Genomic DNA, 23,061 nt, shown 5'->3' on the forward strand with positions numbered 1-23,061 from the left:
CGATAACACTAGTTTACCAAACTTTCTGCAATCCGTAAACGGCTTGAAACGCGCTATAGAGGTTCGCCCATTTCTGCGGAGAAAACAGGCTTCACCGTTCCGTCCGCAAGCTGAATTCGGATCGCCCCGCTCTCATCAAGCCCGATAGGAATACCAGTAATATCACCTTGAGGCGTCATAAGCCTTGCAGTCTTGCCAAGCGATACCGACAACGCTTCCCAGAGCGTAATGATCGGACTAAACCCTTGCTCTTGGTAAAGGAAATAAAGCTGTTCCCATTCCTTCAGAAACTCGGCGATAATATCCTCCCGCACCCATTTTCGCTCCGCGCTGATGCGAAGGGAAGTTGCCTTCTCCAGCAATTCCACGGGATAGTCGGACTCCTCTAAATTTACGCTAATGCCGATGCCTGCAATAACATAACGCAGACGTTCATCCTCAGCAGCTGATTCAAGCAATATTCCGCTTATTTTTTTCCCTCCGATGAGCAGGTCATTTGGCCATTTGATGCCGATAGGCAAAGAAGTAACCCGCTTCAAGCTTCTGCATAACGCGACAGCCGTCAATAACGTAAGCTGCGGCGCAAAATGAATCGGCACGGATGGTCGCATCACCATACTCATCCAAACGCCCTTGCCGCGAGGCGATACCCAGTTGCGCCCCATCCGGCCGCGTCCGCTGACCTGCTGCTCCGCTAGAAATAACGTTCCTTCCGCAGCGCCTTCTTCTGCTGCTGTGCGAGCGAGATTTTGCGTAGATTCCACCGTTTCAAAATAATGAATCGTCTTGCCAAAAGATCTTGTATTCAAGCGGCTTGTCAGCTCTTCGACAGCAAGGTTGTCCGGAACGCTAAGCAGCCGGTAGCCGAGCCTTCTAGACGCTTCAAAATGATAGCCTGCTGCTTCCAGCTTGCGGATTTGCTTCCAGATAGCAGTCCGGCTAACGCCGAGCTCTTGGCTCATGCTTTCTCCCGATATGTATTCACCTGGCCTGTCCTCAAACAAGCGAAGCAAGGGCTCATGATTCATTCCAATCCCTCCTAAACTAAAAGCGAAGAAGGACTGAGTTCCCAGTCCTCCTGCTTATTTCCACTGTGATGCTTGCTTAAGAAGCGTTTCCTTTTGATTTTCCAACTCTCCCAATGCTACCATTTGGAGCAACCGTCCAAGAAACTCTTTTACCCAAGGTCCCGCATCTTTTTGCATATGGCTCGTTAAATCTCTACCGCTTATTTTAAGCTGTTTTAGCGAAGTGACAGGAATATCTTCAAGCCAACCGTTCAAACGGTTTAGAAGGTCGCTTGAGAAGATCTCCGGCGCTGCATGAACCTTACGCATGACCATGAGCCACTCGCCAGCTTCAAGCTTTCCAAATCGGATGATGATATCCAGCCAGAACGCATGCAGCTCATTTATATCGGCTTGCTTCGACCTTATTTCCATACATTTATGGATTTCTATTATCGTTAAAATAAACTTGCTGCGCGAATTGGAAAATCGAAGAACTTGAAGCGCTTGCTTAGCAGCATCACTTGAAATCCTAAGCGCAATAGCAATCGCGGCCCAGCGTCCATCGATTGACTCCACCTCATGCAGCAAGCTAAAGAGATTTCTTGCTTTGCCGCTCTGGTAAGCTTCTTTCATCGACATAGCCGCTTCGTCCGGAAAAGGCTCCTTCAAATGAAACAGCAATTCGCTTGCCGCAACATACCGAAGCGCTCTCTGCGGATCTGCGCCGGCAAGCATTTTGTCTAGCTCTACCTGTACACGTTCCATTGCGATAAATTCAAGCAATTCCCGATGACGGATAATCGCTCTCCAAGTGCGAAATGCAGGGACCAACTGATAAACGCCAATGAAACGGACAGCTCTCATCATCCGCAGCGCATCCTCTTGAAAGCGCGCTTCAGGGTCGCCTACAGAGCGAATCGTCTTATTTAGCAAATCATGCATGCCGCCATATGGATCATATAGCTCGCCGTCCTCGGCAAGCGCCATGGCGTTCATCGTGAAATCCCGCCTAAGCAGATCTCCGTCAAGTTCCGTTATATAGAGCACGCTCTCCGGTTTACGATGGGCTTCATAAGCGGATTCCTGTCTAAACGTCGTAACCTCATAGGTGACGTCTTCATGGATGACCGTAATCGTGCCATGCTGCAAACCCGTCGGTATGCAGCGCTCAAAAAGCTCTAGCACCTGCTCCGGACGGGCTGAAGTTGCAATATCGACATCTTTGATTGGCAAGCCTAATAATGAATCCCGCACTGCGCCGCCCACAAAGACGGCTTCGAAATGATGTTCTCGAAGCCGCTGAACGATGGGCAATGCGGATAAAATCGGTTCAGGAAACGAAAGCCGCATCATACTCACCTTTCTTGGCAGCAGCTACCTCTTAATCGCTGCAGACGGCAATCGGCAAGTCTGCCTCGATGCCAAGCACCCGATAATAAATTTGCTCATATTGCGTCGTTATTACGTCATTGCAGAACTCATTTCTAGCTCTGAATATGCAGGCTTGTTTAAACTGCTCGTGCAGCTTCTCATTTGTAAGGAGCCGCTCAACGTTTTTCGCCATGTCCTCTACATCGCCTATTGGCGACAAAAATCCTGTCTCACCGTGCGTAATCAGCTCGGGAATGCCCCCTGCATCCGATCCGACAGTCGGAACGCCGCAGGCCATCGCCTCAAGCGCAACTAAGCCGAAGCTTTCCTTCTCCGAAGGAAGCAGCAGCACATCCGCCATCGAGATGACCTGTGCGACATCCTCCTGCTTGCCAAGGAAATGAACGCGATCCTCAAGACCAAGCTGCCTGATCCGGCACTGGATCTTGGAAAGCTCTGGCCCTTCGCCCACGAGCAAGAGCTTAGAAGGCACCTTCTCCGATACGCGTGCAAAAATATCAACCACATCGCCAACACGTTTTACGGGGCGGAAGTTGGATATATGCATCAAGATTTTCTCGTTCGGCGCCGCGTAATCCGCTCGAAGCGATACGACATCCCTTGGGTAATACACACGCTTATCGACAAAATTATAAGTTAAGTCAATAGGTGTGGTGATATCAAGCAGCTGCCTCGTTTCATTGATTAGATCCTTGGATACAGCCGTAACGGCATCGCTTTGGTGGATGGCAAGACGAATCAGGTTCTTTAACGATTCATCCTGCGCCAGCACCGTAATATCGGTACCGTGAAGCGTCGTCACCGTTTTAAGTCCATCCCCGTTCATCTGCTTCGCCAAATAAGCACAAACCGCATGGGGTACCGCATAATGTACATGGAGCAGATCAAGCTGCTGCATTTTGGCTACCTGCGCCATTTTGCTCGCCAAAGCTAAATCATACGGCGGATAGCGGAACACATAATAATCATTGACCTCTACTTCATGGAAAAAAATATTTTTATTAAAGTGTCCCAACCGAAAAGGAATACTGTGCGTTATAAAATGAATTTCATGGCCGCGTTCTGCCAGCAGCTTACCAAGCTCAGTAGCCACGACTCCCGATCCGCCCAAGGTTGGGTAACAGGTTATGCCAATCTTTAATTTTCTCGCCACTGTTGTCGCGCCTCCTGTGTTCGTCACGTATAACTATTGTATTACACAAGAGCTGTACGATTTGTCAAAAAAATTGTACGGCGTGTGGGCGCTTTAAAGCAAAGCCCTCCGCATACGACCAGCCTCTTGCTTGTCCAAGCAGCGAATCACGCGCTTCCACTCGCTCTACATAACGGTTCGTGAGCGGTGTTGCCACACGGTCTGATCCGGCTGCCGCTGCATCAAATTGCGAACGATAAGCCAAAAGCGCGTTACGCTTCGTCTCATGGAAATCACTAATATCAACAATCAAAGACACTTGATCAACGTCATTTATATAATAATAAATAAGCTGCGACACTTGCACCGCAGGCAGCTCCGGCATATACCTTCGAAGCTTGGCGTTAAACACAGCCTCTTCAATCAATTGGCTTGTTGCCACATGATCGGGATGACGGTCTACCCAATATGGCGCAAAAATGATGCGCGGCTTAAATGTACGAATTTCAGATACAATTTGCTCAATCTGATTTCTTGTAGGCTCTAGCCCTCGGTCAGGCAGTCCAAGATTGGAACGCATACTAAGCCCAAGCACCTTAGATGCCTCAGCCGCTTCCTGTTTTCGCAGCTCCACCGTGCCGTTTGACGACATCTCAGCCTCAGTCAAATCACAGACGCCGACTTTGAAGCCGGCTTGCACATGCTTCGCGATCGTACCGCCCATTCCAATCTCGGCATCGTCAGCATGTGCGCCAAAAACGAGAATATCTAGCGATTCGGTCATTCGGCAACACCCGGTTTATATTTATGGACAAGCTCCCGCCATGCGAAGTCTCCGCGCTCAAGCGCTTTTACGAGCAATTCAGCAGTCGCAATATTTGTCGCAACCGGAATTCCCTGAACATCGCATAAACGAAGCAATGCAATAATGTCGGGCTCATGAGGCTGAGCCATCAGAGGGTCGCGCAAAAAAATAATTAAATCCATCTCATTTTGAGCCACTAGCGCTCCAATTTGTTGGTCGCCGCCTAGCGGGCCCGACATGAACCGATGGATGGACAAGTTGGTTTGCTCCATAATACGCGTGCCTGTTGTACCTGTCGAATACAGCTTATGCGGAACAAAAACCTTCTCATATGCGATTACAAAATTTACGATTTCCTCTTTTTTTCGATCATGCGCGATAAATGCTATGTTTAACATGCCGTTCCCCTCTCCTGGTGACGAAATACCTAGTCCATGATATGTTCGAAGCCGTAAATTAAACCGCTGTATGTCATAACCTTCTTCACGGCTACATTGACACCTGGCATATATCCTGCGCGGTCATAGGAATCATGACGAATCTTAAGCGTCTGGCCGTTGCCTCCGAATACGACCTCCTGCTGTGCAAATACGCCTGGAAGTCTCACGCTATGTATGCGGAATCCGTTGTAATAGCCGCCGCGAGCGCCTTCTATTACCTCTTCCTCATTTGGATTGCCTTGGCGCAATTCCTTGCGAACCTGCGAGATCAACTCAGCGGTCTTGATCGAAGTGCCTGACGGCGCATCCAGCTTTTGATCGCCGTGATATTCGATAATTTCCACATGCGGCAAATATTTTGAAGCCTCAGCCGCAAATTTCATCATCAAAATAGCTCCGATTGAGAAGTTTGGCGCTATAAGGCCGCCAATCCCTTTTTCTTGGCAAAGCTCGTCCAGCTCCTCGATCTGTTCCGGCGTAAATCCGGTTGTCCCGATTATGGGACGCACGCCAAATCCAATCGATGTTTTGGTGTTGCTATAGGCTACCTGGGGCACTGTAAAATCGACCAGCACATCGGCATTCGAGATGCTGAGCGCCTCTTCAAGCGTAGCGCTAACAACGACTCCTGTATTTGCTTTACCGGCAAACAAGCCAGCGTCAACAGGACCTGCTGAAGGAGCGACGGCCGCAACCAATTGAAGCGTCTCGTCCTCCAGCACCATTTTGACAACCTCGCGCCCCATTCTTCCGCTTGCGCCAGCTACTGCCACTCGTATTTTTTGTGTCGTCATGCTTATCACCTGTTCCTTTTTCTTTTTCGTACGTTTATGCGCAAGTGCTGCATGCGTCGCTTTCGGTTCACGTCGGCAAACAATCTTCTCGCTGCTGAATGGCTTGGATCAAGCCGCATCGCTTCCCTTGCGTTACTGGCAGCCTTATCGTATTGATTAAGGGCAGCGTATATCACTCCAAGCGTATAAAATGCATCAAAGCTAAGCGGGTCTAGCGAGCTCGCACGATCCAGCAGCTCTGCTGCTTCGACCAGCTTCGGCGGTACCTTCGCTAGCAAAAGGTCCGCTTCAGCCAGCAGTATCCTAGCTTCAACGGTTTGTAAATGATATTTGTATTCCGCATGCTCAGGATCCAGCCTTAAAGCTGACTCCGCATGCTGCTTCGCTTTCGCCCATTTGCCGCTGCGAGCGCATGACACGGCGCATGTGTGATAATAAAATGCATTTTCCGGTTCGGCTTCGATCGCCTGCTCGAACCAATATATCGCTTGCTCGAAATCGCTATTAAAGATGAATTCATAAGCTTTTTTGATGCAGCTCTCTCCATCCATCCGCCCATCCTCCTTGTACACAGGTTGATGGTACAGCATATGTTAGGAGCTTGTTTACAGTTCGGTTATTTTCTTCGTCCACCGATTCGCATCACGAGTTGTAAACTTATGCATGACTTTATTATGCGCTTCCGTTAAATCAATATTGAGCGAATTCGCAAAACAAGAAAGAATAAATAAAATATCGCCAAGCTCCATTTCAACGGAATTATCCGCCTCATCCGCTTTTTTGGGCTTTTCTCCATAGAAGTGGTTCACTTCGCGAGCAAGCTCCCCTACTTCCTCTGACATTCTGGCCATCAGGGCAAGCGGGCTGAAGTAGCCTTCTTTAAATTGAGAAATGTAATCATCTACTTCTCGCTGAATATCTGACAATGTTTTTTCCGACATCGAAACATTTCCTTTCTGTCGATAGCTATACTTCACTATGTTAACGTAAAGGCCTATTTAAAATCAATGTTTTTTGATTGATGATATTTAGCCATACTACATGTAAGTCATTGTTAGCCATTCGAAAATAGAAACTGAACGGGGTTGCCAAATATGCTACAGCAATTGCGGTTGATTATTCCCATCATGATCGGCACAGCTATCTATGCGTTTGGGCTGCACTATTTTGTCATTCCAAACCAGCTTATGGAGGGCGGTGTTACAGGCATCGCCGTCTTACTCAACTATGCTGCTGGACTCCCGCTATCAATTTCCACATTAGTACTCAACATCCCCTTGTTCTTTCTAGGCTGGAAGGCGCTTGGACGCGGGCAAATGTTGTATACACTGATTGGCGTTATTTCCTTATCCTGCTTCCTTGCGCTTATGGAACAGCTGATTGACCGCGAATGGGTCATCCCGTTCCACGGCACCAACGACTATATGCTCGTAGCTCTCTATGCTGGCGTATCCCTTGGGACAGGACTCGGCATCGTATTTCGATTTGGCGGAACAACCGGAGGCGTAGACATTATCGCGCGCATCGTTTCTCGTTCAAAGGGAATGAGCATGGGACAGATTATCCTGTCATTTGATGCCGTCATCATCGGAATTTCTTTGTTTTATATTACGATTGAAAAAGTGCTTTACACCCTTGTGACGGTGTTTATTGCCTCAAAGCTGATAGACTTCATTCAGGATGGCGCCTATGCAGCCAAAGCTTTTTCGATCATATCCGAGCATGGCGAAGCGATCTCCGATCAAATATCGCTTGAGCTTGAACGCGGCGTCACCCTTATCCCCGCAAAAGGCGCTTTCTCCGGACAACAAAAAGAGGTCGTCTATTGCGTCGTCCAGCGGCAAGAAATACGCCGGCTGAAAACGATCGTCCGCAATATCGACCCCAAAGCTTTTATCGTCATTAATGAAGTGCATGATGTGCTTGGCGAAGGTTTTAAAGAAGAATAACCGCTCTACTTCGTAATCGGCTTTACGCCAAATGGATTTGCTTTATATTTTCTCCAGCCCGAATAGGTAAGAATGGCGGATATAAGCGCACCTAAGAAAAGCGTCCAGCTAAGCGGATTTGAGGTTGGAATAGCTGCAACAGCCGGCAAGGAATTTTCTCGCCCACTCTGATCAAACAAGCGTACGAGTGATTCCTTTAACGCCTTCAAGGAGCGGTCAATCATCGCATCATTCGTAATATTATGTACATTGGCTTCGAGCAGCTTATTCGTATAGAGAATCCGTTCGGTAAGTTCAGCCTCAAGCATGCCGCCGTACAGCATCCGAATGGCCGGCTCTATCCGCTTTGCATGCTCCTGCAGGCCCGTCATTGAAGCCCTTGCCGCAATCGCCCCATCACCCGTCTGACGTTTCCATGCTTTCTCTACACGTGATAGATCATCCAGCATGACGCTCTCGTATTGCAGCCATAAGGCATGCTCGGGTCGAATTAGCGCATCTGCAGCCAATTTAATGCGAGCTGCCTCCATCAACCAGCTTGAGCTGCCAGCACCGCTTACCAACGTATGCTCAATCGTTCTTGCATCCTGCGCCATTGCCGACCAGCCCTCTTCATTTCCCATTGTTTGCCTAAGCCCGCCTTCAATAACCCGCTGCAGCTGCTGGACGTACTGATAGCTTGTCTGGCGATTATTCGTATTAGCTGCTTCATATAATGAGCTTGCCATATCATCCAATCGCTGTAGTTGCTTATATGGGCTTGACGATAACAAAGGCGCATACTGGCTTAGCGGCGCACTATTTCCCCATACAGAACCGGCATAACCGATCGTCATGACGATACATATGACGAATGGAATTATAAATCGTATCTTCATGGACATCCCCCCATAGATCAATCTATGAGGGGATGTCCACTGTTATACCTTCTTTCTAAATCGCCACACGAGCAAAGCAGCCCCTAAGCTGAAGAGGGACAAACCATATGTAAAAGCACGCACTGCCGAAAGATCATCATTTAATTCATCCGCCAGGTACGGGTATATTCCAAACGTATAGTCAACCGTATCATTCAGTAGCAGCCAGCAAGTAGCCGCGATCAGAGCAACGACTCCCGCTTTCATAAATCGGAAAAAAAGCAACGCCTCGAATGCCATGCCCAGATGGGAAGCAATAAGCATGTAATGCTGCCAGTGAAGCTCCGCGCCCTGCCAAGCTCCTGCCACGATCATCGATACGGCCCAAATCCCGTATTTTACGGAGCATACGACTGCTAATGCTTCTATAATACTGCGGCCAACCTTAACAAGGCCGTAGGACTTTTGTGGCGGAAACAAAAAATAAAGGAGAGCAATAGTGAAAAACAAGCTTGCCGTCGGGGAATCGGGTACAAACACAATTTGCCATAGCGGATGAGTTTCAAGCGTAGCGACAAGCTGGCTTTCATACCAGATGTAACCATACACCGTCCCGCCCAAATTGACGATAAAAAGGAGCCATAAAAATGGCCGGCTAAGCAAAAATTCGCGGCTCCAGAAATAACTGAGCATGTTGAACCACTACTCCTTCGACATAAGCTAAAATGTTTTATTCGAGAAAAAAACCTGACCGTATAATCCGATCAGGTTTTTTCAAACAATTTATTCAGTTGCTGCTTTTTGCTTAGACAGCCAAGTCGTTAGCTGGTCTATTTCTTCAGCAGACAACGAATCTTTAAATGCAGGCATCGCGCCATTGCCACGACCATTCGTAACCGTTTCAACGAGCTGCTCTTTAGATAGTCTATCGCCAACGCCGACTAAGCTTGGTGCATTGCCTTGACCTTTAAGATCAGCGGCATGACAGCCTACGCATGCTGCTTGCTTAGCGATGTCCATTGCTGGATCATTCGCATCAACAAGAGATGCTTCAACGGTTGGTTTCGTGTAGTTTGGACGCTCTTTACCTGCTTCCGCAGCTTCGCGCGCCTTCTCTTCACGTTCAATATGCTCTGGAACTTGACCATTGATCTCCAGCTGATGCTGGTAGTGGTCCCAAGAAACTACTGTTAAGTATACGCATGCGATTAGCGTTAGCCCCATTAGAGATGATGCAATCGGACGACGGTAGAAGCGGCGCTCCTTGCCAGTGTCCAAAAACGGTGCTAAAAGCAATGCGCCGAACATAATGGCTGGAATACCTACAGTACCAAGCAAGATGTAATCTTGCGATACGTATGGGTATTTCAAAAATTGATACAAGAACAAGAAATACCAGTCCGGCATCGGTATGAAAGCCGCATTCGTTGGATCTGCTGGATAGCCAAGCGGAGCCGGCTCAGCGATAACCCATACTAGAAAGCCGACTAACACAACGCAGCCTACCATCCATTCCTTAAGCAGGAAGTTCGGAATAAACGCTTCCGATTTACCTGGGAATGACGTGTAGTCCGGTGGGATGTTCGGATGGTTGCTCTTCTTAACACGCGAGTCGCCTACAAAGACAACCTTCTCATTCGAATTATGACCATGCGCCATAAGTAAGCCTCCCTTCGCTTAAAGTGGTCCCGAAATACCTTGTTTCCGAATCATGATAAAGTGCGCTGCCAACATCGCGATCAAAGCGCCAGGCAAGAAGAATACATGGATCGCGAAGAAACGAGTCAGCGTTTGCGCGCCTACGATATCGCCCCCGTATAGGAAGGAAGCGAGATATGGTCCGATTACCGGTACGGATTCAGCAATTTGGACACCAACTTTTGTTGCGTAGTAAGCTTTGTTATCCCAAGGAAGCAGGTAGCCTGTAAACCCTAGGCCTAACATGATGAAGAAGATCAGCATTCCGACAACCCAGTTCATTTCGCGCGGCGCCTTGTAAGAACCGGTAAAAAACACTCGAAGGGTATGTAGGAACATCATTACAATAACTAAGCTTGCCCCAAAATGGTGCATGCCTCGAACGATTTGTCCGAATGCAACCTTATGCTGCAGGTAATCAACGCTCGCATAAGCGTTAATGATGTCCGGAACATAATACATCGTCAAGAACATACCGGACAAGATTTGAATGACTGTGATGAAAAACGTCAAGCCGCCGAAACAATAAACGAACGCAGAGAAATGGTGTGCTGGGTTGACGTGCTCAGGCACTTCATGGTCAGCTACATCTCTCCATAGCGGCGTAATGTCAAGACGTTCGTCGATCCAGTTGTATACACTTTTAAACATCTGAAATACGCCCTCCTTACGTTCTTGTATTCGGCATTACTGGACCCAAATAAACGAATCCGCCTTCAAGCTTCACTTCGTACTCATCCAATGGATTTGGTGCGACCGCTAGGTTTTTGCCGTCTTTCGTGTAGCGCGCGTCGTGACAAGGACAATCGTATTCATTTTTACCCTTTGTGTTCCAGCCAATTGTACAGCCCAAGTGCTTACAAACTGGCGAAAGCGCAAAAATCTTACCATTAGCATCCTTTGAAATCCAAGCTGCAAGCTCAGGATCACTTACGTACCAACCGTCGATCTGATGAATTTTAAATTTAAATTCTTGTGGTTCGTTCGTAATTTTGCTCTCTTCCACAACTTTTACGTAAGTGCCCTCACCCTTCTTTTCAAGGAGTGGGTCCACTGCAAAACGAACCATTGGCAATACCGCGCCACCCATCATAAATGCAGTTGTGCCGCCGAGCGTATATGACAAAAATTGACGCCGGGACATTTCTTTGCGCTGAACCGGTCGATGCGCGGTCTCGTGTTGTTCATGGTTACTCATCTTCTGTTCTAACCCCCTTTGCCAACCATATCTCGCGTCTTGCCGCAGGGCAAAAACACATGACGAACTAGGACATAACTTATAATAGCCTAGGTGCTTGGGAGCGTCAAGAATATGGCTTCATATTTGAACGTTTATCAAATTACCGTTCAATAATTTGTTATCATTTTGTCACATTTGACCTTGTCTGGCATTTGTTTTCCCCAAATTTTGATCATATTATACGGCAAATTCAAGAAGTTTATGTAGCTTGTCCACTCCAAAGCGCGCGAATTTGATTCGAGACCTCGGTTTGAAGAGGCAGCGCGTCCTCCTCTGTCGGCTGCAACCATAAATCGACGGAAGGGCACTTGAGTTTCAATTCTTTGTCCGGCGTAACTACGATGACGTAACGAAAGCCAGCCTGCTTCACTGAAGCGCACCACTGCTCCACATGCGCTGCAAAATTGTCCTTGCCATAAATGTAATGCCAAGCCGGATAAGTAACGACTCTCCCTTTAAACGGTATCTCAATTAAATCGAGCAAGTCCCTTAGCCGCTCCAGCCACGCCGTCGCCTCGTAAGGCTGCACAGGCTCAACCATTCCGGTTATCGGCAGCAGGCAGGTGTCCAAATAAGGACTAAGCTCCTCCCACTGCTCCTTTGATATTTCGCTAAACTTCATCCCTTGCGCTCACTCCTTAACATATTAACAGCATTCACCAACATGACTGTTTCTATGTTAACCCCATTTCTACCGATTGCCAATTGCTATGTTCAGAAAAAAAAGCTTTCCTGCACTTAAAGCGGACGCATGCGTCCGCTTCAATCAGAAAAGCTTCTTGCGATCTATCGACATAGAGCAGTCTAGGGCGACGAACGCTATTTTTTGAGAGCATTCAACTGTTTCGCGAGACGGTAAAACGTATCCTCGTCACCTGCGGCCAGTGCTTTGTCTATTGCCGTATGAATTTGATTGGTTTGAAATTTCAATACCGCTTCGTCTAAGACGAATTCTGCGGCCAAACCGAGCATCGCTTCATACGCTACTTTCATTTTGTCCATAGGATACACCTCCAAACCGGCGTTAAGAGATCCTATATTCTATTCCTTTTGTCACGTAGCTCTCCATCGTCTTTCTCATGCGCAGCAAATCATCCTCTGTCAATTCTCTTACGACTTTGGCGGGTGAACCGATAGATAGAGTATAGGGTGGTATTTTTTTATTCTCTGTAACAATCGAACCGGCTCCTATTAAAGCATATTCACCAATGTCTGCGCCGTTAAGTACGATTGCCCCCATTCCAATTAATGTGCCTCTGCCTATCGTGCAGCCGTGTATAATTGCGGCGTGGCCAATAGACACCTCGTTATCTAGTATTAAAGGTTGATTTGTATTTAAGTGACCGACGACGCCATCCTGAATGTTGCAGCTGTGACCGATCTGTATAGGCGCAAGATCTCCGCGCAGAACCGCATTAAACCAAACCGTGCTTTTCTCAGCTATCGTTACATCTCCAATAATTTTAACGCCTTCTGCTATGTACACATCTTCATGAATTTTTGGCATTACACCTTTGTAGGGAATCAACATCTTTTTTTATCCGCTCCTTCTGATACTCAAATATAGGTTGAATGCTGAGCTTATTCCTTTAACTCTAACTTATATTTGATTGTACACCAAGAGCGGATAATAAAAGTTATCGCAGCGCAATAGGTGGAGTTTCGTCTATGCTGACGCCTGACACGATGGCTTGGCCTGCCTTCGTCATTCTGACAACCGCCCCATACACGGGATGCTCGCCAAGCCGCAGCAGCCCCAAATGAACCATCATCGTCATTACGCGCTGCTCTAAGATCGTATTTGCATCGTCATAGTAGTAAGGCTTAATGAACGGAACGAGCACGCTTCTCAGCGATTCGACCGTAACCCATTCGCCGGCCAATGCATGGATCCAGTGTACGAGCGATAACAAATGTGTGATCGGTCCCTTATAGAGCTTGAGCCAGAACCGATAGATTTGCTCCGCTTCGCCAGCAGGCTTGCTAAGGATGCGCTCCTCGCCGGCAGCGGTGACCGACAGTACCGTTTGATTCTCGCTAATAAACTTGGCGTAATAGCAATAATCGTAGATGAACGACAACCGATTCGGATATTGATTGAAGTGCCGGCCATAACCAAAACGCCATGCCCCTTTGGCGGGAAGCTCTTCTTGGACACCAAACTGATCAAGCAGCTGCAGAGTGAACCTTTTGTACATCGAGCCGTCAGCCGTTAACTGCACCTCGTTGTGGCGTATGTAATGAAGCAAATGTGTAATGTCCTCATGAATGAGCATCTGCTCATCGCGATAAACTGGAGGTTCGTCGGTGTATTGCAGATCTGCGGCAAACCGTTTGGCAAGCGTGTTCCGAAAGCGAGCTTTCATATCGATCGGCACCTGAAACAAATACCTGCTCGGACCGCTGAATCCGTTAAACAACCAGCCCTGATGCTTAAATTTTGCGATCATTTCCCTAGGACTAAGCGGCTTATCGGCTGCCTCTGTCTGTTTTTTGGCTCTTTTTGACTTTTTAGGCGGCTCTGGCTCCGGTTTTACGGCTTCATCCCCAAATCTGCTTTGCTGCACACGAGCGATTAAGTCCTCCAAACTAAAGGAATTTCGCGCTTCGAACAGCAAGGAATTCAGGAAGCGTAAATCCTCCAGCTTCATGCTGCTTATTTGCGCTTCAAAGACATCATTCCGACTTACGGTAGAGAGAATGGACTGTATCAAATCATTTTTCGAATGTCCGTTGCACTCGCAACGGTATACATCTGCAATTCTGCTAAGCTGTTGGATGTCTGCATAACCTAGCATATCCGATAAATTCATAGCTCTCTCCTTTCTGCAAAAGCCGCTTTTCAGCTGCTAGTGGCCCGCTTCGTAAGCGTACTGTGTAATGGATAAGCGTCTGTTAATACCATTATGGGAAAGTATCTATCTTTTTATAACCTAGCTTGCAAGGAGTTTGCGCAAAAAAAAAAAGAGTCCTGGCTTCATATGCATGAAGGCAGAACTCTTTGCTCGATGTTTTTATGGATTTAAATGTATCGTACAATTATATAGCTGCGGATGCCATCTCTGGTCCCTATGCTCCAAGATGGAGTAAGAAAGGTTCGATAGATGCTGATCCTCAAGCTCCGAACAAAGCTCCGCCAGCAATTGAGCTAAAAAGCTGCCATGCGATACAACGAGCAAGTTGCGGTCTGGGTACTCAAGCTGCCATTGTTTGAGCGCGCTTATCCCCCGTGCTCTAACGTCAGCATCCGGCTCGACACCCTCGGCAACGTTTCGCCATTCTTTGCCCCAGCGGGCATGCCGCTCCTGCTCCTTCGTTCCTTCAATCTCGCCAAAGTAACGCTCTCTAAGGCGCGGGTCACTATCCAGCAAAGGCAGCTCCAGCTTCTCCGCTATGATTTGCGCTGTCGCGTATGCGCGCAACAGATCGCTTGAAACGACAGCATCCCAAATCCGTTTTTCACCGCTTAACCGCTCAGCTAATGCTTTAGCTTGTGCGATTCCCTCGTTATTAAGCGGAATATCGGTCTGACCTTGAATTTTCCCTTCGGCATTCCAATCTGTTTTTCCGTGGCGCACTAATCCAATCAACAAGTCTGCATCCAGCTCCTTTTCATGATAGATACAACAAAAAGCTCCCTAAGGAGCTTTACGATAAAGCAGCGTTAGCTTCGCGTTCGTGACAGCCAATTCAAAATAAGCAGCGTCATAATGATACCGAGCAACGACAAAGCAACATAATATTGCGGAAAGGCTGGCATAACCTTTAGAACAAACGGATCGCTGATGCTGGCAACCGGAACCTCAGCATAAAATCCAGCCGTCACCACTCCATCGCCGGAAGCATTAGCCGTATCCATCAACCCGCTTAACTCGGCTACTTCCGCTTGTGTGGGACCCCCCTGGTTATCAAATATGAATACAAAAAACGCACTCGCAAACATAGCCATGCAAGCGGCAATGATTAACGCAAGATTTCGGCGAAACGACTTGGAGAACTGATAGCTTTTGTGCGGAACCGGCATTAACCAGGATTCCTCCGCATAGATGCGATCCATTACACTGCGATTAACATGCTCTGTTGGACCAAAGGTATCCTCCTCCTCGGAAAGAAAACGGATCATATCCTCGCTCTCTTCCCATAGACGGAACTGTTCCGCACAAGCCGTGCACTCCTGCAGATGAGCGTCTATCGCTATCCGATCCTCATCATGCTCAGATAAATCCCAATATTCGCCGAATTTGTCTTGCGCATCGTTGCAATTCATCTCGTATTCATCCCTTCGTATTCTTCCATCAGCGGCGTTTGTCCGAAATATGGCTCCAGCTGCGTCTTTACGCTTGCTCTCGCTCGGAAAAGCAGTGATTTAACAGAACTGACCGTTTGCCCCAAAATATTAGCGATCTCTTGATAGTCCAGCTGGTCATATTCCCGAAGAATAAGTGCTGAGCGCTGTTTCTCTGGCAGATTGTTGATCGCTTCGCGTACCATCGCCATCCGTTCATTCCGCAGCACATGCTGCTCCGGAACCGCATCAAGCGCAGCAACAGGCTCGAATCCGGATTCATCGAGCGAGACATGCGCTGATTTTTGTTTGCGAAGCTCACTGAGCACCGTATTCCGGGCTATCGTATACAGCCATGTCGAAAAAGAAGCATCCAGCTCGCGAAACGAATGAAGGCTGCGATATGCTTTATAAAAGGTTTCGGAGCACAAATCCTCAGCCAGCAGCTCCAGCTTCGCACTCTTGAGCATATGATATATAAAAGCTAATATTTTACGTTGATAGCGCCGCATAAGCTCGGAGTACAGCTCGACATTGCCATCCTTTATCTCACGTATTAATTGGGAATCAGTCATGACAGGCGAACCTCCTCCACCTGCGGATTATTCCCGGACCGCCATACTACATTGTACCGGCCGGGGAACGAAAAGTTGCGGTCTTTATCATAAAAAATTCTTAAAATACGAGTATACATATTATTCGTGTCGCAGAGGCAAATTCCTGCTTATTTCGACAAAAGGATAAAATACAATATTTTTACAAAATGAAAATGATTTTCCGAATCGGCACCCTTAAAATGTATAATCTGGATTTGACCTTTGTATGCCAATATGCAAAACAAAATGAGCCTTAGATAAAAATCCTAAGCGCTCATTTCTTTTGAAAGTATTAATAACTGGTTAAGCCGCTTCTTAGCCTTTTAAAAAGTGCTTGCTTTATTCGTATCCGGGCACCAACGGGCTGACCGGTAATAACGCAGCAGGACGTCCACTGCCTCCTCCGTTCTCAAAAACGTTAAAGCTTCAAATGCATACGCCCGAACATATCGATCCGAACTGTCCAGCGCCTTGTTTAGTGCCAATATTACTTCGCTGACATTTCCATATCTTCCGACTCGCAGCAGCGAGAGTGCAGCCGCATAACCGATCTTATTTCGAATATAGCTCTGATCAGTCTCGGCATGGCTTGCCCGTTCTTCCCGCTCTTTTGCCACCGCTTCCTCGAGCGTGCGTGTTAGCGCTGCTACAGCTTGTTCGGAAGGCTCTGCGATCATGCCCAGCGCTTCTGCCGCATGACGGCGAACAGACTCGTTCTCGTCCGATAACGACTGGATAAGCTCACGAAGCGCCTCATCCGTTGGAGCGCCAATCATCCCTATTGCTGAGCATGCTAACGAGCGCTTCTCTCCATCCTCATGCTCAAGCAAGTCAATTAACCCGTTAATGGCCTGCTCTCCAGCTGTCAAAATCGCATAGGTTGCTCGTTTGGCTGCTTCATATGTGCCAGTGCTAATAATCGCATGCAATTTGCTGATGCCTTCTGCTCCTGCACGCGCTAACGCATATGCCGAATCTAATGCAGCATCTTCGTTTTGTGATTGTGCCAAGCTTGCCAATCGCTCGATATCGATGGATTGATCCGTGCCTTCCGGCTCCGCTTGCCCCCTCATCCAATCCCAAATGCTCTGCCACACAGGCAGGCGTGCTGCAGACATCCCATCCGGAAGCTGGAACCCTTCCTTCTGATGGTCCCAGCTTGGGGCCGTAGGCGCACTCAGCCTTGCAAATTGGAATTTCAGCATGTAACGATCCATATTGGACGTATTAAGCGAAGCTTTATGCCATAGATCAAAGTGTACTAGCACCATAGTGCCGGCAGGACCTGTTGGCAGCAAAAACGGCTTGTCGTCTCCGGGGTACGCTTCATTATATTGTGAGCCTGGCATAATCGCGGTTGGACCAAGCTCCTCCGTAATAGCCTGCGTGTAATAAAAAATCATCGCCCACCAAGGCCGGTGGCTGCGCATGGCGCTCCAGTAACCATCCTTATGCCAATTTCCGCCTCCAGGGTTTTGATTGGCAGGCTGGTTGTAATGGCAATGGCGATGCGGATGCAGATAATAGTCAGGTCCAAGTATGCCTGTTAGCGCCCCCTTCACGACTGGCGTATCAAAAAACTTCTGAATGTCGGGCACTCTTGGCAAAATGTTGTTTCCAGGATTGCCTTCCTCCTGCAGCACCTCATGAATCTGGCTCATCACCTTCAGATGCAGCTCATTTGGAAGCTCATTGTTCAGCACTAGATAGCCTTGGGTTATGAATTGTATAATTTGTTCATCAGTCAGCAATTTCAAATGTTGTTGCATTATGAACACTCCTTAATTTATCTTGTAACTACAGTATTTAATGTATTTCATTAGCCTTAAGAAGTATTTAGCAGGCTGTCATTTATTTGCACAATCGACGGATTAATTCCATTCAAATGAATAACGGAGGATACAAGCATGTCTTTTTCTGGATTCCACCCTTACGTTTATTACGCGACCCGCTACCCTTTTGCCAAAGAGCAGTCCAGCTTCCCGCGGATTTGTTATTCCAGCTCCATTTATTTAATAAGCGAAGGCTTCGGTATTCTGAAAACAAACGGTCGAGAGTATGAGACAGGCCCCGGATCACTCATTCATATCCCTGCCGGCCAGCATCACGAATGGCTCGCGGACAAGCAGCAGCCTATGGTGCACATCTGTTGTTACTTCGATTGGCATTACGTGGAGCGTCAATTCATATCCGATTGGGCTGCCCCAATCTGCTATCAGCCAAACCAGCTTCAGCATGCGCTTGTCGGACCTGCCTTCCCCTATTCCATTCCTGAAATCATTCATGTGGACGCCACACGCCCATGGATTGATCATTTTCAGAGCTTTTATAAATCAGGGGAATTTACAAATGAGAAAACGTTTATGCGCAGCTTGACGACCCAAAGAAATTTTCAAGCCTTTATCGATTACTTCTTAACGGTCATGCTGAAGGAATCCCATATTCCTGACCCCCGAATCGGACGGCTGCTTGATCGAATGGAACAAAATCTGTTGCGGGGGCTGAACTATCCGCCAGCGTATTATTACGGGGACCTTAACATGAGCCGCGGCCATTTTTTTGAGCTTTTCAAAAAAACAACCGGGTATTCCCCTGTCCAATATATGAATAGATTTCGAATTGGCCGCGCGGTGGAGGATCTGCTACATACGAATCTCAGCATCACGGAGATCTCCGACAAGTATCATTTCAGCTCCGTTCATTACTTTTCAAGGCTCTTTCATAAACAGACCGGCCAGTCGCCAAGGGATTACCGCTCATCCGAGCAATTCAAAAATTAAAGACTGGATGCCGAGACAGCACAACCTCGCTGGGACTGTGAGCCATTTTGCATAATTAAGCCGATTTAAATCAATAATACCAAGGAAAATGAATACATTTCTTTGGAGAGAAGGAAGATTGCCATTATCCGTTTCTTTAAGAATAAACAAAATAAAATGACCTCTCAGCCTGCGACACAATTGGAATACGATAGACCAGCTGAACAATTGACTCCAAGTATTCGTGAAAACGAGACTCTTTTTAGAGATGTATTTCATAACTGCTCCGACATTTTATTTCGCCCTATCCAGATCGAGGAACAGCTGAAATTAATGATCATATATGTAGATGGACTAATTGACACCGTAACGCTAGAAAGCATCGTCCAAAAGCCTCATTTGTTTCAAGATAAGCTGCAAGGAAATTTAGCTGAGCAAATCAAAAAGGAAGCGGCTGCGATCGCCTCAACCCAATCTTCAGCTTCAACAGACGACGTAATTAAAGCCGTCTTGAAAGGCAATGCTGCCATACTGATAGATGGGGAAGCAAACGCTTTGATTGTGGAAATACCATCCTATGAGAAACGTGCCATACAAGAGCCTACCTCGGAAGTGACGCTGCGCGGACCAAGAGAAGGATTCATAGAAACCTTGCGCGTGAATACAAGCCTTGTTCGCAGAAAAATCCAATCTCCCAGACTGAAATTTGAATCGATGGTAATTGGAGAGCTATCCCAAACGATCGTCTCGATTGCTTACATAGAAGGAATCGCTGAGGAAACGGTCATAGACGAGGTTCGAAAAAGGTTAGGCCAAATCAAAATCGATGCCATTCTCGGATCGGGGTATCTCGAAGAGTTTATTGAAGATTCCCCCTACTCCCCATTTCCGCAGGTACAAAATACAGAGCGGCCCGATGTAACAGCCGCTGCACTGCTGGAAGGCAAAGTTGCCATTATGGAGGATGGTTCACCCTATACGCTTATCGTACCAATGACGTTCTGGGTATCACTGCAATCCGCTGATGATTACTATGAGCGTTTTTTCTATTCGTCGGCGATTAGGTGGATTCGGTATGTTCTGTTAATCATTTCGCTGTTATTGCCATCCGTCTATGTAGCGATCATTTCCTATCATCCGCAGCTGATGCCGACGAATTTGCTGCTCAGCATAGCGGTAGCAAGGGAGCCAAGTCCATTTCCAGCCGTTATTGAAGCGTTTATTATGGAATTTACGTTCGAGGCATTGCGGGAGGCAGGAGTGAGGCTGCCGAGAGCAGCCGGTTCGGCAGTCAGCATAGTGGGTGCGCTAGTTATCGGGCAGGCTGCTGTACAAGCTGGCATCGTCTCGGCTCCCATGGTTATCGTTGTAGCGGCAACCGGCATTGCTTCGTTTACCATTCCGCGTTATAACTTCGGGACCTCATTCCGTTTGCTGCGTTTCCCGCTGCTGATCCTCTCCGGAATGATGGGGTTTTTCGGGATTGCATTTGGCATTCTCTTCATCCTTATCCATCTTGTGAACCTGAATTCCTATGGCGTGCCGTACTTCTCCCCGATTGCTCCAAGATACAACAGCGATCTAAAAGATGTGCTCTTTCGTGCGCCTCGCTGGACTATGCACAAGCGTCCGGCGTTCACAGGAGTGAACAAAGAGCGGCTTTCATCCAGTCCGATGCCTAATAAGAAGACGAATCAAGACGAAGATTGATGTTTCTCACCACTTGAGAGGAGGAATAATGATGAGGAAGATGAGCATATCAGGAAACCAGCTTTTTTGGTTAATCTTCACGATGCAAACGGGAATGTGCCTGCTGCTTAGCATCACGCCTGTAATCAGACACGCCATGCAAGACGCATGGATCTCCGTTATTCTAGCTGGAATCGTATCCTTGCTCGTCACTTGGATGAGTGTCAAACTGTGCATGCGTTATCCGAAAATGACTCTGATTGAATTTAGCCGAAGCATACTCGGCAAATGGCTCGGCAGCATCATAATCATCCCTTACCTCATCAAATGGTATTCCATAATAGGGGCTATATTAAGGCAATGCTCGGATTTTTTACATTTGATGCTGTTTGACAGAACCCCGTTTTGGGTCTTGATCATCATGACCATCGCTCTTCTTGTCTACGTGACGATCACTAGAGGTATTGAAAGCATCGCAAGATGCGCGGAAGTAATCGGTCCTCTCCTGATCATGACGGTCATTATCGTGTTTCTGCTATCGCTAAAATACATGGATTGGCATAAAATTCTTCCCATATTAGTAGATAACAAACCATTAGATATATGGAAGGGATCGCTGCCTCCCATGAGTTTTTTTGCTGAGTCCACCATTTTAACGATGTTAATCCCGTTTATGTCTAAACCAAAAGCAGCGATGTCTAAAGCCATGAGAGGCTCACTCGTCGCTTTTATGCTGATATGGCTCATTACGATCGCTGTCGTTATCTCGTTTGATCAATTGGCTGCAGGGATGAGGTATCCCTTTTTTGTCATGACCGGTTTCATCTCCACCATGGAGTTTATTCAAAATGTCGACGCTTACGTCGTAATCATTTGGTTTTTCAGCGTGTTTATAAAATTGGCGCTGTATGTGTTCGCGGCAAGCTACGGTACGGCGCAATGGTTTGGCATGAAAAATTGGAAGAACGTGATCTGGTTTGTTGTCATCGTTGGCTTCGTTGTTTCCGTCTCGTTCAAAAATGTGGATCAATCTTCCATTGACTACCCAAGCATGTACCGTATTCCGCTCGATTTTCCTATCACCGCTTTTGCCATTCCTTTACTGCTGCTCGTAGTGAGCTTTTTCCGCAAAAAAACAGCCAAAGATGGAGGTTGAACCGTTTGAGACAAGTCATGCGATGCGCCAAGCTGCTCCTCTGCATTTCTTTGATCACTTTAACCGGCTGCTGGGATCGCAAGGAGCTTAATGACCGAGCTATCCTGTTAGGATGGGGAATGGACTACAAAGCAGGCATGTACCATGCTACAGCCCAGCTTGCGACTACCTCCCAATTCAGCGCGGAGCAAGGAGGGGGAGCCGGCAAGACCAGCTCGTTCGTTACCTCTGTAGGAAAAGGGAAAAATATCCGTTCTGCCGCTGACGATATGGATTTGAGGCTGTCTCGCTCTTTGTTTGCCGGACATCGAAGATCAATCTTGATTGGCGAGGATCTGGCCAAGCATGGCATTGCAAAAGTCATTGACGAGTATTCGCGTTATATCATCGTGCGATTGCGTACCGATATGTTCATCGTAAAGGGGGGTACTGCTAATGATATCCTTAAACAACAATATCCGTTTGAACGGATTCCTGTATTGGGTATTTTCAAAATACATTCTCATCTCGTAATTGGAGCCGAAACCGCATTGCGGGATTTTTTGATTGCCGCTTCCTCCGAAGGCAGCACCCCTGTTCTGCCCGTGCTTCAAGTTTTGAAAAACGTAGAGAAGGAAAATAAAAAAAACAAAGCAAATGAATCGACGATTATTTTTGCCGGAATTGCCGCTTTTGACGAGCAGTTGAAATTAATCGGTTATTTGGACGCCAAAACCAACGCGATGCGGCATTGGATCATGGGCAGCATTAAAGATCTCTCTTTGACGCCAGATGTTCCGGAAGAACACGGCAACATGTCTGTTGATTCAAGGCAATTAAAAAGCAAGGTGACGGTTGATTTAAAAGGGGATAATGTGACAATCAATATTCGTTTATCTGGCAATGGCAACATTCTTGAAAATAACACGAAGCTGGATCTTGCGAAGTCAGACAATATTATGTATCTGCAAAAAGCATTAAACAAAGATGTGGAAAAAGAGGCGCGGAATGCGGTTCAAAAAGCGCAAAAAATAAAAGCTGATGTTTTCGGATTCGGCGAATTTGTACATAGAAAGTATCCGAAGCGCTGGAAAACGATGCAAAAAAATTGGCAGCAAACTTTTGCTCGTGCGAAGATTGAAGTCGTCTCGGATATTATCATTAGAAAAACAGGTCAACTAGGAGAACCGCTTCAATTGAAAAAAAAGAAAAGCTAATGCAAATAAGGCAGCTAACGTACCCCAGTCGAACGATTAATTGGAAAAACGTTTCGCAGCCTT

At 47.2% G+C, this 23,061-nt stretch carries 26 protein-coding genes; 5 read left to right on the top strand and 21 right to left on the bottom strand.

Annotated elements, in window-relative coordinates; translation table 11 throughout:
* Positions 1 to 53: 53 nt before the first annotated feature.
* The 8 genes from ADU23_RS25715 to ADU23_RS25750 form a co-directional block, all read right to left on the bottom strand.
* Positions 54 to 1,028, bottom strand: a complete 975-nt coding sequence (locus ADU23_RS25715; RefSeq protein WP_053376365.1) for a biotin--[acetyl-CoA-carboxylase] ligase — start codon at positions 1,026 to 1,028, stop codon at positions 54 to 56.
* A gap of 54 nt (positions 1,029 to 1,082) precedes the next feature.
* On the bottom strand, positions 1,083 to 2,363 hold the full coding sequence (locus ADU23_RS25720; RefSeq protein WP_053376366.1) for a CCA tRNA nucleotidyltransferase: 1,281 nt from the start codon (positions 2,361 to 2,363) through the stop codon (positions 1,083 to 1,085).
* Between the two features lie 28 nt (positions 2,364 to 2,391).
* Complete coding sequence (gene bshA / locus ADU23_RS25725) at positions 2,392 to 3,555, bottom strand: N-acetyl-alpha-D-glucosaminyl L-malate synthase BshA (protein ID WP_053376367.1); 1,164 nt, start codon at positions 3,553 to 3,555, stop codon at positions 2,392 to 2,394.
* A gap of 64 nt (positions 3,556 to 3,619) precedes the next feature.
* Positions 3,620 to 4,318: a bacillithiol biosynthesis deacetylase BshB1 gene (bshB1, locus tag ADU23_RS25730; RefSeq protein WP_053376368.1), complete on the bottom strand. Its 699-nt coding sequence runs from the start codon at positions 4,316 to 4,318 to the stop codon at positions 3,620 to 3,622.
* The gene (locus ADU23_RS25735; protein ID WP_053376369.1) at positions 4,315 to 4,737 is read right to left on the bottom strand and encodes a methylglyoxal synthase; all 423 of its coding nucleotides are present in this window, start codon (positions 4,735 to 4,737) and stop codon (positions 4,315 to 4,317) included. The genes bshB1 and ADU23_RS25735 overlap by 4 nt, the downstream gene beginning before the upstream one ends.
* A gap of 29 nt (positions 4,738 to 4,766) precedes the next feature.
* Positions 4,767 to 5,573: a 4-hydroxy-tetrahydrodipicolinate reductase gene (gene dapB / locus ADU23_RS25740; RefSeq protein WP_053376370.1), complete on the bottom strand. Its 807-nt coding sequence runs from the start codon at positions 5,571 to 5,573 to the stop codon at positions 4,767 to 4,769.
* Between the two features lie 5 nt (positions 5,574 to 5,578).
* Positions 5,579 to 6,124: a tetratricopeptide repeat protein gene (locus tag ADU23_RS25745; protein WP_053376371.1), complete on the bottom strand. Its 546-nt coding sequence runs from the start codon at positions 6,122 to 6,124 to the stop codon at positions 5,579 to 5,581.
* Positions 6,125 to 6,178: 54 nt separating this feature from the next.
* Positions 6,179 to 6,514 carry a nucleotide pyrophosphohydrolase gene (locus ADU23_RS25750; protein WP_053376372.1) on the bottom strand — a complete coding sequence of 112 codons (336 nt, stop codon included), beginning with the start codon at positions 6,512 to 6,514 and terminating at the stop codon, positions 6,179 to 6,181.
* 153 nt (positions 6,515 to 6,667) lie between these two features.
* Here ADU23_RS25750 and ADU23_RS25755 point away from each other — a divergent pair, with 153 nt between their 5' ends.
* Positions 6,668 to 7,522, top strand: a complete 855-nt coding sequence (locus tag ADU23_RS25755; RefSeq protein ID WP_053376373.1) for a YitT family protein — start codon at positions 6,668 to 6,670, stop codon at positions 7,520 to 7,522.
* Positions 7,523 to 7,527: 5 nt separating this feature from the next.
* Here ADU23_RS25755 and ADU23_RS25760 read toward each other — a convergent pair whose 3' ends face one another.
* The 13 genes from ADU23_RS25760 to ADU23_RS25820 all read right to left on the bottom strand — a co-directional run bounded on the left by ADU23_RS25760 (position 7,528) and on the right by ADU23_RS25820 (position 17,967).
* The gene (locus tag ADU23_RS25760; RefSeq protein ID WP_053376374.1) at positions 7,528 to 8,400 is read right to left on the bottom strand and encodes a sporulation protein YpjB; all 873 of its coding nucleotides are present in this window, start codon (positions 8,398 to 8,400) and stop codon (positions 7,528 to 7,530) included.
* Positions 8,401 to 8,442: 42 nt separating this feature from the next.
* Positions 8,443 to 9,072, bottom strand: coding sequence for a DUF1405 domain-containing protein (locus ADU23_RS25765; RefSeq protein WP_053376375.1), 630 nt, complete (start codon positions 9,070 to 9,072; stop codon positions 8,443 to 8,445).
* A 90-nt stretch (positions 9,073 to 9,162) separates the two neighbouring features.
* Positions 9,163 to 10,038, bottom strand: a complete 876-nt coding sequence (locus ADU23_RS25770) for a menaquinol-cytochrome c reductase cytochrome b/c subunit (protein ID WP_053376376.1) — start codon at positions 10,036 to 10,038, stop codon at positions 9,163 to 9,165.
* A gap of 18 nt (positions 10,039 to 10,056) precedes the next feature.
* Complete coding sequence (gene qcrB, locus ADU23_RS25775; protein WP_053376377.1) at positions 10,057 to 10,728, bottom strand: menaquinol-cytochrome c reductase cytochrome b subunit; 672 nt, start codon at positions 10,726 to 10,728, stop codon at positions 10,057 to 10,059.
* A 16-nt stretch (positions 10,729 to 10,744) separates the two neighbouring features.
* Positions 10,745 to 11,275 (bottom strand): ubiquinol-cytochrome c reductase iron-sulfur subunit, encoded by a 531-nt coding sequence (locus ADU23_RS25780; RefSeq protein WP_053376378.1) that lies wholly within the window; start codon positions 11,273 to 11,275, stop codon positions 10,745 to 10,747.
* Positions 11,276 to 11,516: 241 nt separating this feature from the next.
* On the bottom strand, positions 11,517 to 11,939 hold the full coding sequence (locus tag ADU23_RS25785; protein ID WP_053376379.1) for a DUF2487 family protein: 423 nt from the start codon (positions 11,937 to 11,939) through the stop codon (positions 11,517 to 11,519).
* Between the two features lie 197 nt (positions 11,940 to 12,136).
* The gene (locus tag ADU23_RS25790; RefSeq protein WP_053376380.1) at positions 12,137 to 12,319 is read right to left on the bottom strand and encodes an IDEAL domain-containing protein; all 183 of its coding nucleotides are present in this window, start codon (positions 12,317 to 12,319) and stop codon (positions 12,137 to 12,139) included.
* Between the two features lie 22 nt (positions 12,320 to 12,341).
* The gene (locus ADU23_RS25795) at positions 12,342 to 12,848 is read right to left on the bottom strand and encodes a gamma carbonic anhydrase family protein (protein ID WP_053376381.1); all 507 of its coding nucleotides are present in this window, start codon (positions 12,846 to 12,848) and stop codon (positions 12,342 to 12,344) included.
* Positions 12,849 to 12,954: 106 nt separating this feature from the next.
* The gene (locus ADU23_RS25800; protein ID WP_053376382.1) at positions 12,955 to 14,130 is read right to left on the bottom strand and encodes a hypothetical protein; all 1,176 of its coding nucleotides are present in this window, start codon (positions 14,128 to 14,130) and stop codon (positions 12,955 to 12,957) included.
* Between the two features lie 201 nt (positions 14,131 to 14,331).
* Complete coding sequence (locus tag ADU23_RS25805) at positions 14,332 to 14,910, bottom strand: histidine phosphatase family protein (RefSeq protein ID WP_053376383.1); 579 nt, start codon at positions 14,908 to 14,910, stop codon at positions 14,332 to 14,334.
* 71 nt (positions 14,911 to 14,981) lie between these two features.
* Entirely contained in the window at positions 14,982 to 15,584 is a 603-nt protein-coding gene (locus tag ADU23_RS25810) for an anti-sigma factor (RefSeq protein ID WP_053376384.1), read from the bottom strand.
* Positions 15,581 to 16,177: an RNA polymerase sigma factor gene (locus ADU23_RS25815; RefSeq protein WP_053376385.1), complete on the bottom strand. Its 597-nt coding sequence runs from the start codon at positions 16,175 to 16,177 to the stop codon at positions 15,581 to 15,583. Before ADU23_RS25815 ends, ADU23_RS25810 begins: the two co-directional genes overlap by 4 nt.
* 344 nt (positions 16,178 to 16,521) lie before the next feature.
* Positions 16,522 to 17,967, bottom strand: coding sequence for a HEAT repeat domain-containing protein (locus ADU23_RS25820; RefSeq protein ID WP_053376386.1), 1,446 nt, complete (start codon positions 17,965 to 17,967; stop codon positions 16,522 to 16,524).
* Between the two features lie 138 nt (positions 17,968 to 18,105).
* Between ADU23_RS25820 and ADU23_RS25825 the strand changes: the two genes are divergently transcribed.
* From ADU23_RS25825 to ADU23_RS25840, 4 genes are all read left to right on the top strand, one after another.
* Positions 18,106 to 18,978: an AraC family transcriptional regulator gene (locus tag ADU23_RS25825; RefSeq protein WP_053376387.1), complete on the top strand. Its 873-nt coding sequence runs from the start codon at positions 18,106 to 18,108 to the stop codon at positions 18,976 to 18,978.
* Positions 18,979 to 19,134: 156 nt separating this feature from the next.
* Complete coding sequence (locus ADU23_RS25830) at positions 19,135 to 20,667, top strand: spore germination protein (RefSeq protein WP_053377830.1); 1,533 nt, start codon at positions 19,135 to 19,137, stop codon at positions 20,665 to 20,667.
* Between the two features lie 31 nt (positions 20,668 to 20,698).
* Positions 20,699 to 21,802, top strand: a complete 1,104-nt coding sequence (locus ADU23_RS25835; protein ID WP_053376388.1) for a GerAB/ArcD/ProY family transporter — start codon at positions 20,699 to 20,701, stop codon at positions 21,800 to 21,802.
* 5 nt (positions 21,803 to 21,807) lie between these two features.
* Positions 21,808 to 22,998 (top strand): Ger(x)C family spore germination protein, encoded by a 1,191-nt coding sequence (locus tag ADU23_RS25840; RefSeq protein ID WP_053376389.1) that lies wholly within the window; start codon positions 21,808 to 21,810, stop codon positions 22,996 to 22,998.
* Positions 22,999 to 23,061 lie beyond the last annotated feature (63 nt).

This window comes from Paenibacillus sp. FJAT-27812 (assembly GCF_001273905.1).
Lineage (GTDB): Bacteria > Bacillota > Bacilli > Paenibacillales > Paenibacillaceae > Pristimantibacillus.

Excerpts from the sequence above, each read along its gene's own strand:
- ADU23_RS25830 (WP_053377830.1), top strand. The coding sequence starts at position 19,135 with ATGACCTCTCAGCCTGCGACACAATTGGAATACGATAGACCAGCTGAA.
- ADU23_RS25825 (WP_053376387.1), top strand. The coding sequence starts at position 18,106 with ATGTCTTTTTCTGGATTCCACCCTTACGTTTATTACGCGACCCGCTAC.
- ADU23_RS25770 (WP_053376376.1), bottom strand. The coding sequence starts at position 10,038 with ATGGCGCATGGTCATAATTCGAATGAGAAGGTTGTCTTTGTAGGCGAC.
- ADU23_RS25760 (WP_053376374.1), bottom strand. The coding sequence starts at position 8,400 with ATGAAGATACGATTTATAATTCCATTCGTCATATGTATCGTCATGACG.
- ADU23_RS25750 (WP_053376372.1), bottom strand. The coding sequence starts at position 6,514 with ATGTCGGAAAAAACATTGTCAGATATTCAGCGAGAAGTAGATGATTAC.
- ADU23_RS25755 (WP_053376373.1), top strand. The coding sequence starts at position 6,668 with ATGCTACAGCAATTGCGGTTGATTATTCCCATCATGATCGGCACAGCT.
- ADU23_RS25795 (WP_053376381.1), bottom strand. The coding sequence starts at position 12,848 with ATGTTGATTCCCTACAAAGGTGTAATGCCAAAAATTCATGAAGATGTG.
- ADU23_RS25780 (WP_053376378.1), bottom strand. The coding sequence starts at position 11,275 with ATGAGTAACCATGAACAACACGAGACCGCGCATCGACCGGTTCAGCGC.
- ADU23_RS25785 (WP_053376379.1), bottom strand. The coding sequence starts at position 11,939 with ATGAAGTTTAGCGAAATATCAAAGGAGCAGTGGGAGGAGCTTAGTCCT.
- ADU23_RS25815 (WP_053376385.1), bottom strand. The coding sequence starts at position 16,177 with ATGACTGATTCCCAATTAATACGTGAGATAAAGGATGGCAATGTCGAG.
- ADU23_RS25745 (WP_053376371.1), bottom strand. The coding sequence starts at position 6,124 with ATGGATGGAGAGAGCTGCATCAAAAAAGCTTATGAATTCATCTTTAAT.
- ADU23_RS25835 (WP_053376388.1), top strand. The coding sequence starts at position 20,699 with ATGAGGAAGATGAGCATATCAGGAAACCAGCTTTTTTGGTTAATCTTC.
- ADU23_RS25715 (WP_053376365.1), bottom strand. The coding sequence starts at position 1,028 with ATGAATCATGAGCCCTTGCTTCGCTTGTTTGAGGACAGGCCAGGTGAA.
- bshB1 (WP_053376368.1), bottom strand. The coding sequence starts at position 4,318 with ATGACCGAATCGCTAGATATTCTCGTTTTTGGCGCACATGCTGACGAT.
- ADU23_RS25720 (WP_053376366.1), bottom strand. The coding sequence starts at position 2,363 with ATGATGCGGCTTTCGTTTCCTGAACCGATTTTATCCGCATTGCCCATC.
- ADU23_RS25820 (WP_053376386.1), bottom strand. The coding sequence starts at position 17,967 with ATGCAACAACATTTGAAATTGCTGACTGATGAACAAATTATACAATTC.
- qcrB (WP_053376377.1), bottom strand. The coding sequence starts at position 10,728 with ATGTTTAAAAGTGTATACAACTGGATCGACGAACGTCTTGACATTACG.
- ADU23_RS25810 (WP_053376384.1), bottom strand. The coding sequence starts at position 15,584 with ATGAATTGCAACGATGCGCAAGACAAATTCGGCGAATATTGGGATTTA.
- ADU23_RS25765 (WP_053376375.1), bottom strand. The coding sequence starts at position 9,072 with ATGCTCAGTTATTTCTGGAGCCGCGAATTTTTGCTTAGCCGGCCATTT.
- ADU23_RS25790 (WP_053376380.1), bottom strand. The coding sequence starts at position 12,319 with ATGGACAAAATGAAAGTAGCGTATGAAGCGATGCTCGGTTTGGCCGCA.
- ADU23_RS25800 (WP_053376382.1), bottom strand. The coding sequence starts at position 14,130 with ATGAATTTATCGGATATGCTAGGTTATGCAGACATCCAACAGCTTAGC.
- ADU23_RS25735 (WP_053376369.1), bottom strand. The coding sequence starts at position 4,737 with ATGTTAAACATAGCATTTATCGCGCATGATCGAAAAAAAGAGGAAATC.
- dapB (WP_053376370.1), bottom strand. The coding sequence starts at position 5,573 with ATGACGACACAAAAAATACGAGTGGCAGTAGCTGGCGCAAGCGGAAGA.